The 11699-nt window shown below is 48.7% G+C and carries 10 protein-coding genes; 7 read left to right on the top strand and 3 right to left on the bottom strand.

Annotation, left to right across the window (positions count from 1 at the left end; translation table 11 throughout):
• Window positions 1-641, top strand: a 641-nt coding sequence (locus S1OALGB6SA_RS10305) for a zinc-binding metallopeptidase family protein (protein WP_503465883.1), incomplete at its 5' end; no start/stop codon positions are given.
• A gap of 291 nt (window positions 642-932) precedes the next feature.
• Window positions 933-2099 carry an iron-containing alcohol dehydrogenase gene (locus S1OALGB6SA_RS07245; protein ID WP_124033019.1) on the top strand — a complete coding sequence of 389 codons (1167 nt, stop codon included), beginning with the start codon at window positions 933-935 and terminating at the stop codon, window positions 2097-2099.
• 149 nt (window positions 2100-2248) lie between these two features.
• Here S1OALGB6SA_RS07245 and S1OALGB6SA_RS07240 read toward each other — a convergent pair whose 3' ends face one another.
• The 3 genes from S1OALGB6SA_RS07240 to S1OALGB6SA_RS07230 all read right to left on the bottom strand — a co-directional run bounded on the left by S1OALGB6SA_RS07240 (window position 2249) and on the right by S1OALGB6SA_RS07230 (window position 5244).
• Complete coding sequence (locus S1OALGB6SA_RS07240; RefSeq protein WP_124033018.1) at window positions 2249-2725, bottom strand: nucleoside-triphosphatase; 477 nt, start codon at window positions 2723-2725, stop codon at window positions 2249-2251.
• Window positions 2722-3945 carry a DUF3187 family protein gene (locus S1OALGB6SA_RS07235; RefSeq protein WP_124033017.1) on the bottom strand — a complete coding sequence of 408 codons (1224 nt, stop codon included), beginning with the start codon at window positions 3943-3945 and terminating at the stop codon, window positions 2722-2724. Before S1OALGB6SA_RS07235 ends, S1OALGB6SA_RS07240 begins: the two co-directional genes overlap by 4 nt.
• Before the next feature lie 138 nt (window positions 3946-4083).
• On the bottom strand, window positions 4084-5244 hold the full coding sequence (locus S1OALGB6SA_RS07230) for a glycerate kinase (protein WP_230204490.1): 1161 nt from the start codon (window positions 5242-5244) through the stop codon (window positions 4084-4086).
• Window positions 5245-5483: 239 nt separating this feature from the next.
• Here S1OALGB6SA_RS07230 and arcC point away from each other — a divergent pair, with 239 nt between their 5' ends.
• The 5 genes from arcC to S1OALGB6SA_RS07205 all read left to right on the top strand — a co-directional run bounded on the left by arcC (window position 5484) and on the right by S1OALGB6SA_RS07205 (window position 11517).
• Complete coding sequence (arcC, locus tag S1OALGB6SA_RS07225; protein ID WP_124033016.1) at window positions 5484-6413, top strand: carbamate kinase; 930 nt, start codon at window positions 5484-5486, stop codon at window positions 6411-6413.
• Between the two features lie 21 nt (window positions 6414-6434).
• Complete coding sequence (gene serC, locus S1OALGB6SA_RS07220) at window positions 6435-7520, top strand: 3-phosphoserine/phosphohydroxythreonine transaminase (RefSeq protein ID WP_124033015.1); 1086 nt, start codon at window positions 6435-6437, stop codon at window positions 7518-7520.
• A 7-nt stretch (window positions 7521-7527) separates the two neighbouring features.
• The gene (locus S1OALGB6SA_RS07215; protein ID WP_124033014.1) at window positions 7528-8010 is read left to right on the top strand and encodes an Lrp/AsnC family transcriptional regulator; all 483 of its coding nucleotides are present in this window, start codon (window positions 7528-7530) and stop codon (window positions 8008-8010) included.
• Complete coding sequence (locus S1OALGB6SA_RS07210; protein WP_195910363.1) at window positions 7994-9265, top strand: DUF1015 domain-containing protein; 1272 nt, start codon at window positions 7994-7996, stop codon at window positions 9263-9265. Before S1OALGB6SA_RS07215 ends, S1OALGB6SA_RS07210 begins: the two co-directional genes overlap by 17 nt.
• 137 nt (window positions 9266-9402) lie before the next feature.
• Window positions 9403-11517 (top strand): glutamine synthetase III family protein, encoded by a 2115-nt coding sequence (locus S1OALGB6SA_RS07205; RefSeq protein WP_230204489.1) that lies wholly within the window; start codon window positions 9403-9405, stop codon window positions 11515-11517.
• The last annotated feature ends 182 nt before the right edge of the window (window positions 11518-11699 follow it).

Below are 11699 nucleotides of genomic sequence, written 5' to 3'. Positions count from 1 at the left end.
CAAAATCACGCCTCAGCGTAATCCAAACAATCCTGGATAAATTTTCGAACACAATCGTTGAAGAATTTGGGGACATCGAAAAGAATTTCTATGCAAAGCTTGAAGAAGCTTCCTCCCCGCAAGTAGGACTAATAGCCCCGACCCATCTGGCGAGATTAATCGATGCACTTCGCCTGATTCCACATGGGGTTAAGGCAATGTACTCGAATAATTTAGTGGAAACCAGCATGAATTTTGCCGTACTCCGCAGCAAGGAAGAAAAAATCGAGGTGCTGGCAAACAGGCGAAGCGCAAGACTGAGCCGAGGTACCGATTTCTCAGATATCATTGCGGGGCTTACCCGTATCTACGGCGGAAGCTTCAACACGGGGAATCACTATCCGATCTGGGAACCAAATGAGAATTCAGACGCGCTGAAACGATCCAGGCGCATATGGGCCGAACTCTTCGGCACAAAGTGTGAGGTGGAACTGTCGCATGCCGGTTTGGAGTGTGGCGCAATCGGTGAGCGCTTCCCGGATTTGGACTTGATTTCATTTGGCCCCACCATACTCCAAGCCCACTCGCCTGATGAGCGCATACATATTCCTTCGATTGGCAGGGTTCGCCTATTTCTTCGAGAGTTGCTTAAAAGCTACTAGGAATTCAGCCTGAGCGGCGTGTCGTTCCCTAGAGCGGCGTGTCGTTCGCTAAACAAGAGATGACTCTACGCACCCGGGACTATCCCTCGGAGTTAGCCTGGCAAAGCAAAGAAACCGAAATCGGCCTCAAAATCTCAGTTCGGGTCTTCTCATTGTGGCTTCGAAATTGTAGTTTAATCTTGAAGGAGTCGTTATTCAAAATTCTGCGACGATAAGCATTGTTTATGCTATGGCAGTTCTTAATCTTGTGCCTGCAACCAAAACAGGATAATATGAAAGCATGGAGGGAATATGCTCAATTTCAGATATATAAGCCCAACCCAGTTTGTATTCGGTCGCAATGCCGAAGCATCGCTGGTTGAGGAAAGCCCAAAGCTCGGCAAGGTGATTTTGCTGCACTACGGAAGCGGAAGCATAGTGAAATCTGGCCTTTACGATCGGGTTAAAAAACACCTGGCCAAAACGAGCGCCAAGATTGTCGAGCTGGGAGGGGTTAAACCCAACCCGAGTTTGGAACTGGTTAAGAAAGGAATAAACCTCTGTCGCTCTTCCGGGGTTACCGGTGTGTTGGCCGTGGGTGGCGGAAGTGTAATAGACTCGGCAAAGGCGATTGCCATAGGGGTACCTTATTCGGGCGACGTATGGGATTTTTTTACTGAAAAAGCCACTGTGGCCGAGGCGCTTCCGATTGGCGTTATTCTTACATTGCCGGCCGCCGGCAGCGAAGGCAGTTCAAGTGCTGTAGTCACCGATGTGTTAAACAAATCGAAGTTTGACTGCGAACACGACTTGATGAGGCCAATCTTCAGCCTGATGAATCCCGAGCTCACCTACACTCTTAGCCCATTTCAGACAGCCTGCGGTATTACCGACATGCTTTCCCATGTTATGGAGCGCTATTTCACTCACACTGAGGATGTCAACCTTAGCGACAGGCTATGCGAGGCGGTTATGCGCAGCATTATCGATACCTCGCCCAAGGTGTTGGCCAATCCCACAGACTATGCCGGGCGAGCCGAACTAATGTGGGCCAGCACCATAGCTCACATCGATCTTGTTGGTCTTGGCCGCGTGGGCGATTGGGCCAGTCATCGCATCGAGCATGAACTATCCGCCCAGTATGATGTGGCCCATGGCGCGGGTCTGGCAACCGTATTCCCCGCATGGATGAAATATGTGCTAAAGGAGAATTTGGCGAAGGCGGTTCAATTTGCACTGCGAGTCTGGAACGTGAACTATGTCACCAACAAGGATGAGGAGATTGCGCTTGAGGGGATAAGACGACATAAGGCCTTCTATGACTCTATCGGAATGCCAACAAACCTCAAGGCACTGGGAGTGAAGGATAATCGCTATGCTGCAATGGCTGAAAAAGCTTTGCGCAGCGGTGCCCTCGGGGAAGTGAAAAAACTCGATAAAAAAGACGTTGTAGGCATCTACACATTGGCGGAGGCCTGATTCCACCTCACATCAGCCATTTGCGCTCTCGTTTCGCCTGCTTGACGTTGAACTGCGACGGAAAGGTTAAGGAATGAGTGACTGGAAAAATCACGATGATGCCACCAGTAATGGAGTTGAAGCTCTCGGGCAAATTGGACCGTGGACCGCTAGCGGGCCCTGATTTGCACATATTCCTTTATTCTGAACTCGCGAATTACATCCACAATGTTGGCGTTGCGAACTGTCATATATATATCCATATCTGATTCCAGGGCCGTACGCATGAGTTTTGAGTAACCTCTGGCGCTTAGTTCGATTCTTCCAATTTCGTCAAAGAAAAAGGCATCGGCCTCAGCCGTCTGAGCGGCCTCGAAAATCTCTTCTGCCCAGACGAAAGCGGCAGCATTGACGCAAAAAGGTCCATAGGCAAAGCTCTCGGCAACGCATCCGTCCGGTTCGATGCGGATTTGAGCCAGGAGAATGCTGTCTCCGTTACGAAGGTTCACAAGATTATATGCAACCAGGCTGCCGCCTTTGAACATCTTCTCGGCGGCAAAACCATATGCATTTCTTACGGTGAGGAATATCTGTTTGAGACGGACGGTTTTGCCTTCGTTTTTTTCACCGCAAATCAAATATATCATGGCGTTTCAACAGGAGATTTTTCTTTTTCGGGTACAACGGTTTTTGGAGAGGAAGTCTGAAAACTCCAGGTAACGCCTAAGTGGAAAAGAATGTCAGGCCCCTCCCAGGTAAGAATATCTTCCTCTACATAGGCCTGCCAGCCAAAACGACCGACATGTCCTTTAAACCCTATTTTGATGCTGGTTTGAGGTAGGGTGAAATGGTTGACTCGCCCGAAAAGTTTATGTGTAAACGGCATTTCACCTATAAACGGCGTGCTTTGAATGTTGAGCTGTGTAAGGATTGAAATATCGGGAATCATCCGGAATTCGACCGCGGGAATCACCTGGATCATCGAGCGTCCCTCGCCGGCCAGTGGTATGACAATACCGGTGTTCAGATAAAATCCCCAGCGATCCCGCGGATACCAATCGAGGAGGAGAGCCATACCGATATCCGGAAAGCCTGAACCGTATCGCAGGTCGCTGCGTCCAGTTGGCAGCTTAAACGCAAAGACCGCAGCCAGGAATAGCTCCGAATTGCTCCAAAAACTCCAAAGAGCCTGTAAATCAACATCACCTGCTCCGGGAATCGAGCCACTGGCTTGCCACTGTTTCTCACTCCTGATACTCCAGTACGAGCGATAATTGTCGAAATACTCACGTCCAGCATTGGGGAACCCAAAAATTCCATGCCACCACTCAATGACTTGATCAAAAAAACCACCATACCGAAAGTGCATACGCCAATCCGCGCTGAAACGCCATGAATTGAATGCCTGCCAATCAAAGCTGAATTCTACAACCGTGCTCTCATAGTCGATCAGGATTAATTCGTCCTGCTCATATGCACTTAACTTCCCGCTATCAGCAATGGAAGAGTAATCATCAGCATTGAAACCCTTGGTGACGAATTCGTTCAGGAAGTAAAGGGCGGTACCAGCGCGAATTGTTCCGAAAGGCAGGGGAGTGGCTGAATTGGCGGGGAAACTGAACCAGGATATATACGGTGTGTGGAGATTCCTTCCGTCAAGTGGGCCATGCGCGGAGCCCCAGTGATTAGCTGCCTCCAGGAGATTGGTTGGAAATATTAGGCCGCAGAGGATTGGGCTCAGCTTGCGCAAGTACCGCAATCGACCAGTTCTCCCCCATCCCCGGCTCGCCGCGGGAGTTTTGATTTCCTTTGTCACCGCCTTGCCCCGTCTCAGCCAATAATCAGAATAGCTCCGAAAAATTTCCACCTAATAAATTTCCACCCACTATCTTGAGAAAATGTTTTAACAAATCAAAAAATTATCGCACGATCAGGCGATAGACAATTATTTTCCGTGGTCCGCTTGTCAGAACGCAAAAAATCATTGGAAGAATCAGATTTCATCTTATAACTCCGCGATTTTCATTCCGATACGTATCATCATGCAGGCCCGCTGTGCAGCATCCTGGAGGGTTTCCGAAGAGCGTTCCATCGCTTCATCCCGCCGCATGGTACGATCCACAGTACTCATAATTGAGTCTATCCCGTATTTGAACACCGCCTTTGCGTTCGAACCAATATCGCCAACAATAGCCAATACCGGGATGCCGCACTTCTTGGCCCGAATTGCAACTCCAACAGGAACCTTGCCTCGAATAGTTTGTCCGTCTATCCTGCCTTCGCCTGTAATAACCAGATGAGCTCCTTTGAGTTGGCTTTCGAAGTTCACCAAGTCGAGTATGGTATTTATTCCGCTTTCTATTCTGGCATTGCAAAAAGCCATTAAACCAAAGCCCAGTCCGCCTGCGGCACCGGTCCCGGGGCTGTTTCGCAGTTTTGAACCCTTCCAGCGTTCAACCACATCGGCAAAATTTGTGAGGGCCGCGTCCAATTCTTCCACCGCCGCTTCATTAGCTCCCTTCTGCGGCCCGTATGTGGCGGAGGCACCGTTTGGGCCCAGAAGAGGATTATCCACATCGCAGGCCACATTGATTTTCGCTTCCTGCAACAGGGGGCTAACTTCCGTATCGTCTAATCGTGTGAGTTCCGCCAGCGCAGCTCCGCCTTCGGGGAGTTCTCTGCCTTCCGAATTGAGAAATCGATAGCCTAGTGCGCGGGCCATTCCCGCCCCTCCATCGTTTGTGGCCGATCCACCAATACCTATCGTAATATCTTTGTAACCCGCGTTCAGCGCGGCAAGAAGCTGCTGACCGGTACCGAAGGTGCTTGTTATCAGCGGATTTCTCTCGTTCCGAGCGAGCAGAGGCAAACCGCTTGCGGCTGCCATCTCCAATACGGCCTTGTCGCCCAAAACGCCATAAAAGGAATCTATCGGACGGCCCAATGCATCCTGCGCCTTCACATGCTCAATCTTGCCCCTTAGCCCGCTTGTCAGGGCTTCAACAGTACCTTCACCCCCGTCCGCAATGGGAATTTTGACGTAGCTAGCTTCGGGGAATACAGCTTTGGCCCCTGCTTCAATCAATTCGGCGACACGCATGCTTGTATTGCTACCCTTGTACGAATCCGATGCAATAATAATTTTCATCCTTTTCAAATCTAACACAGAATTTGCCTGTTATCCATCTAAGATAATACTGATCGTTCATGATGTGGTTTCCGTCTTTCGAGAAGAGAGGTATCATCTCCCATCATGAGTTGTATACTGAATGTGCCCAAAGAAATTTTCTCCTTAATACTGCGATAAATACGAGTATTTGCGTTGTATAATATCGTTTTCAGCACTTGTTGTGTTCTTTTTTTGGTGTTATCATTAATTTTGATTGTTGGGAGATTTTGAGGAAAATGCCAAAAAATTTGATTGTTGCGCTTGGCGGCAATGCACTGATCGAAAACCCGAATCATGTTTCGGTTTCTGCGCAGCATCAGGCTGCCAGACACGCTGCACGAAGCCTTGTTCCACTGTTTGCCAAGGGCCATAATATCGCGATTGTTCATGGCAATGGCCCTCAAGTGGGGTTTATTCTGCGGCGGATGGAATTGGCTCGTGAAAAACTGCACAAGGTTCCCCTGGATTCCTGCGTTGCCGATAGTCAAGGGGCTCTTGGTTATAGCATTCAAAGGGCCATCAGAAACGAAACTGAAGAGCGAAGTACGGCGGCCGTGGTGACACAGGTGCTGGTTGACAGGGCGGACCCCGCGTTCCTGAATCCGGTTAAACCTATTGGTAGCTTCATGGATGAGAAGAAGGCACGACAACACAGCGAAACTGACGGCTGGGTGGTAAAGGAGGATGCCGGCAGAGGCTGGCGCCGTGTGGTGCCTTCACCCGAGCCAATTGAAATCCTCGAGTTGGATATTATACGCGCTCTAGTGGAATCGGGTGTGATTACGATAGCTGCTGGGGGCGGTGGAATTCCTGTGGCTTTGAACGATGATGGCGAAATTGAGGGTGTGGAAGCTGTTATCGATAAGGATAAAACGGCTTCGCTTCTGGCCCGCTTGCTAAATGCGGATAGCTTTGTTATTTCAACAGCTGTCCCGAAAGTGTATGTGGATTTCGGAAAGTCGACACAAAAGAAATTGGATGTGCTTTCGGTATCGGAGGCCCGGGCGCTTTCAGCCGAGGGACAGTTCGCACCTGGGAGTATGCTGCCAAAGATTCAGGCACTCATGGATTTTGTTCAAGCCACGGGCAGGGAGGGCATAATAAGCGACCCATTACATCTGGGCGCTGCACTTGAGGGGAATGCGGGTACGAGGATTGTACCATAACAGATATTTGAGGAGAAAACTATGAGCCGTCCAGTCAATTTCTCGGCAGGACCTTCCATGATCCCGTTGAGTGTTCTTGAATCACTCGCCGCCGAGATGGTGGATTATCAGAAAACGGGTTTGTCGCTGGTGGAGGTGAGTCATCGCGGTGCTGTTTACGGAAAGGTTCATGAGGAAACTATCACCCTTATCAGAGAACTGATGAGTGTGCCTGCAGAGTATTCCATCTTGCTTCTTGGTGGGGGTGCGACACTGCAGTTCTCAATGCTGCCGATGAATTTGCTCCCCCCTGGGAGGAGCGCGGATTACATCAACAGCGGTGCATGGGCACATAAGGCAATTGAAGAGGCCAGGAAAGAGGGTGTTGTAAATGTGATTTACGATGGAGCGGATGAGAACTACGCGAATCTTCCCAGTCCTAAGTCGGTTAAACCCAGTCCTGATGCGGCTTATTTGCATATTACCAGCAATGAAACTATTGGGGGAGTGCAGTGGAAATTCTTCCCTGAATTCCAGGATGTCCCGATGGTTGTGGATATGTCAAGCGACATCTTAAGCCGGTCAATCAATGTTAACAGCTTCAGCCTTATCTACGCAGGAGCACAGAAAAATCTAGGGCCTGCCGGTGTGTCAATTGTGATTATTCGAAATGAGCTGCTCGATAGGAGTCCGAAAAATCTTGGTTCATATTTGAGTTACGCGGTACACGCGAAAGCTAATTCACTGTACAACACACCTCCGGTGTTTCCTATTTGGGGAATGAAGCTGGTACTTGAAGGTGTTAAAAGGCAAGGCGGTGTTGAGGTTGTTGCAAGAGCGAATACGCAAAAAGCTACAAAACTCTATGAAGCCATCGATTCCTCTGATGGATTCTATCGATGCCCGGTGAATAAATCTGTCCGGTCGGGTATGAACGTGGTTTGGCGACTGCGAAATGAGATTCTGGAAGCGCAGTTCGTTAAAGACGCCAACAGTGCGGGGCTGATTGGGCTAAAGGGACATCGCAGTGTTGGGGGATGTCGTGCTTCGATTTATAATGCTCTGACGGTTGAGGATGTGGATAGGTTGATTTCCTTCATGACGGATTTTTCGGCCAGGAACAGATGAGAGATTTGTGTTTCGACTGGACCGGGTGAACAAGGGAATTATTGGCCATCTTCAGGATGGACGCAAATCCTACAAGAAGATTGCGGTGGCCCTGAAGGTGTCTGAAAACACGGTTAAAACCAGGGTCCGCAAGCTTGTAGCGGAGGGTATCTTGAGAATTGCGGGCTACGTTGATCCCGGAGTGATGGAGAGCCATCAGATTGCTTACTTGGGCGTGAAGCTTAAGGATATGGATTATTTGACTAAAGGTGAGGAAATTAGTCGACTTGAGCGGGTTGTTTCGGTTGCTGTGGTAACCGGTCGCTTCGACTTAATAGTTATGGTTCATCTTAAACATGGCTTCAACCTTTTGAGATTTCTCAGCGAGAAACTATCAAAGATAGATAGAATAGATGCGATTGAAACTTTCATGGTGTATAAGGGCCTCAACATCAAGGTGCCCTACATCGTGGACGCAAAAGATATGGGAGAATATGACCTCAACCTCTAATGAGCGCCTTTCTAATCTGGGTATTAAACTCCCTGAAATTCTTATTCCGAGAGAGGACGTTAGTTTTGAGAAGTGGGCTGTTATCGCCTGCGATCAATTCTCGTCTGAACCCTCTTATTGGGCGGAAACCCGACGAATAGTGGGAAATTCGCCATCCTCTTTGAATCTGTTTGTTCCTGAGTGTAACCTGGAAGATGATGATTTGAATGAACAAATTGGCAAAACTCGGGCGGTTATGTCGGAGCTTATCCAGAATGCCACTTTGAGGAAACTTGCACCTGGTTTCATTTTGGTGAATCGTTCCACTCTCCATGTAGCCAGACGTTTGGGTTTGATTTTGGCTGTCGATCTCGAAGCTTATGATTTTTCGGAGGATTCGCGAGCTTTGATAAGGCCCACCGAGGGTACCATTTTGAAACGTCTGCCGCCGCGGATGGCGATTCGCAGAACGGCTCTTCTCGATTTGCCGCATATAATCCTGCTCATTGACGATCCGAATGATTGGGTGATGGGTGCCGCTCGAATGGCGGCGCGAGCTGCGGGAAAGAAGGTTTACGATTTTGATTTGATGCAGAATGGGGGGCATATTGATGGTTTCCATATCAAAGAAGATGAAGCCGAGCCGCTGATTTCGGCTTTTGAAAGACTTGCGGATGGGTCGGATTTACTTCTCGCCGTGGGAGATGGCAATCATTCCTTGGCATCGGCAAGGGAGGTTTGGCTTGAGAAGAAGTCTACTGTCCCGCCGGATCATCCGATGCGTTATGCCATGGTTGAGGTGGAGAATATTTACGATCCGGGCTTGGTGTTTCATCCCATTCATCGGGTGATGTTCAATGTTCAAGATAGCGAACTGAAGAGACACCTAAGAAAACGATTGGGCATTACAATAATGCCAGGAACTGAGAATAAGCTCTCATCAGACGAATTGAAGATTCAGAATTCGGATGGAACTCAAGAGCGCTGGAGAATCAGGACGTCGGGTGATGGGCTTGTTGTTGAGTCTATACAGGAGGCATTGGATTCCTATCTGAAACTCCAGCCTGAAGCCAGTTTGGACTATATCCACGGGGAGAGTTCCGTTCGCAAATTGGTTTCATCCGGCGCTGACCGAAGACTCGGCATAATCCTACCGGAAATTGATAAAACCATGTTCTTCCGCCGTATACTCGATGCGGGGATTTTCCCCAGAAAGACGTTCAGCATTGGCGAGGCGACGGAAAAACGCTACTACTTGGAAGCCCGGCGCCTGTAAGCTGGGCTCTTTGCCTATTCCAGAGAAAGCTTTCGTCTCCGCAAATTGTTTAAAAAACTAAGAAGTGGCACTTGGCTCAAAACCTATACTGATGTAGCATTCCCTCTCATAAATTTGTCCTGCTTGGGAGAATGGAAATGTCCAACCTCGGATTTGAGAGTTTAGAAGGTGTCTATAGCGTGAATTGTTTTAGTGAGTCAGCTATGCGGGAGCGCTTACCTAAAACAGTGTTTAGCCAGTTCAAGAGTGTGCAGGCCGGTGAGATAACTCTCTCCGCCGAGATTGCGGAGGTTATCGCGAATGCAATGAAGGATTGGGCTCTGCAAAGGGGCGCGACTCATTATACACACTGGTTTCAACCCTTAACCGGCTACACGGCTGAGAAGCACGATTCTTTTATTTCGCCAAATGAAGATGGAACGGTGCTGATGGAGTTCTCTGGTAAGGAATTGATTATGGGTGAACCAGATGCATCTTCTTTTCCTTCGGGTGGACTGCGAACCACTTTCGAAGCTCGTGGCTATACCGCCTGGGATACCTGCTCACCGGCCTTTCTTAAACGTTTCGGCAACCGAGTGACTCTTTGTATACCCACCGCATTTGTGTCTTACACGGGTGAAGCGCTCGACAAGAAGGTGCCCATGTTGCGATCGATTGAGGCGCTCAATAAGCAGGCTCTTAGGGTGTTGCATGCCATGGGGTACAAGAATGAGAAGAGGGTTAACGCATATTCAGGTCCCGAGCAGGAGTATTTTTTGGTTGACCGCAAGTACTTTGACTCAAGGCCCGATCTCAGATTAACTGGCAGGACGGTGTTTGGGACAATGAGCGCGAAGGGCCAGGAAATGGACGATCATTATTTCGGAGCCATCAAAGATAGAGTGGCTGATTTCATGGCTGAGGTTAATATAGAACTTTGGAAACTTGGCATTAGTGCTAAAACCCAACACAACGAAGTAGCCCCGAATCAGTTTGAAATTGCCACGGTTTTTTCCACAAGCAGTATCGCTACCGATTGGAATCAGTTGCTGATGGAAACCCTATCCAAAGTGGCCGAGCGACATGGTTTGGAATGTCTTCTGCATGAAAAACCCTTTGCGGGTGTCAACGGCTCAGGAAAGCATATAAACTGGAATATTATTACTTCTTCCGGCGTAAATCTTTGTAAGCCCGGCAAAGACCCTCACGCCGATGCTCGCTTCCTGCTCTTTTTCACCTCGGTAATCAAGGCGGTTGACGTTTACGCCCCTATACTGAGGGCTTCCGCGGCGAATGCGGGTAACGATCATCGTCTTGGCGCCAATGAAGCGCCGCCGGCAATTGTTTCAGTTTTTCTAGGAGATCAATTAATCGAAATTCTCGACAAACTGGTTGCAAATGAAAGATTTGAAACAAAGAAGGAGGGAACGATGCAGATTGGCGTGACTTCCCTGCCCGATTTACCCATGGACGTTACAGACAGGAATCGTACAAGTCCATTCGCCTTTACCGGAAACCGGTTTGAATTTCGTATGTGTGGTTCGTCGCAGTCTATTGCCGCCCCTAACGCCGTGCTTAACACGGCGATGGCCGAGGTGCTCGGCAATACGGCCGATCGCCTCGAATCGTCTGACAATCCTCTGGCTACGGCGAAAGATATCATCCTCGAAAACTACCGAAATCATCGCCGCGTTATCTTCAACGGCAACGGTTACAGCGATGAGTGGGTGGCTGAGGCGAAGAAACGAGGTTTACCAAATATCCGTTCCACGGTTGAGGCCTTATTGACTTACCTCGAGGATGAAGCAGTAGAGCTTTTCGAGAAGCATAAGGTGCTAAATCGCGTCGAATTGGAAAGTAGAGTTACTATCTATCTTGAAACTTACAGCAAACAGATAAATATCGAGGCGGGCGTGATGTGTGAAATGGCCGAAAGAGTGATATGCCCAGTTGTTGCCGAGTATATTTCAAGACTTGACAAAACTGTCGCTGGATTGGAAAAGAACGACGTGGAAAGTAAGGAATTGATAGCTCAACTGCGGGGAATTGGAATGAATCTCAATGGTTTGCTTGGCGCATCAAAAAATCTGCAAGCTAAGATGAAAGCGGCTATCTCGATGGAAGAGGATGTTAAGGCCCAAGCCTTCACCTACTACAAGGAAGTGATTCCTGCGATGGCTCAACTACGAATCTACGGAGATGCCCTGGAAAAGCTTACCGACAAGCGCATTTGGCCGTATCCCAGCTACGAGGAACTCCTCTTCAACATATAGCACCGACTACATGCAGCTGCCCGCGAGAATTTATAAATTCTCATAGCCGGGATTAAGTGTTTATTCGTCAATAGGATTCATCCTCAATAAAGACGAATAGACATCGAGCCATGCAAATGCCAGGAAACTAATTAAAGAAAGTGTTCCGGATGAGATAATATCATTTGAAACTGAGGATATTG

This window comes from Olavius algarvensis spirochete endosymbiont, assembly GCA_900608495.1.
Classification (GTDB): Bacteria; Spirochaetota; Spirochaetia; order DSM-2461; family DSM-2461; genus UBA2779.
The sequence above is the reverse complement of the archived record's forward strand: the minus strand, read 5'-3'. Positions and strand labels throughout refer to the sequence as shown.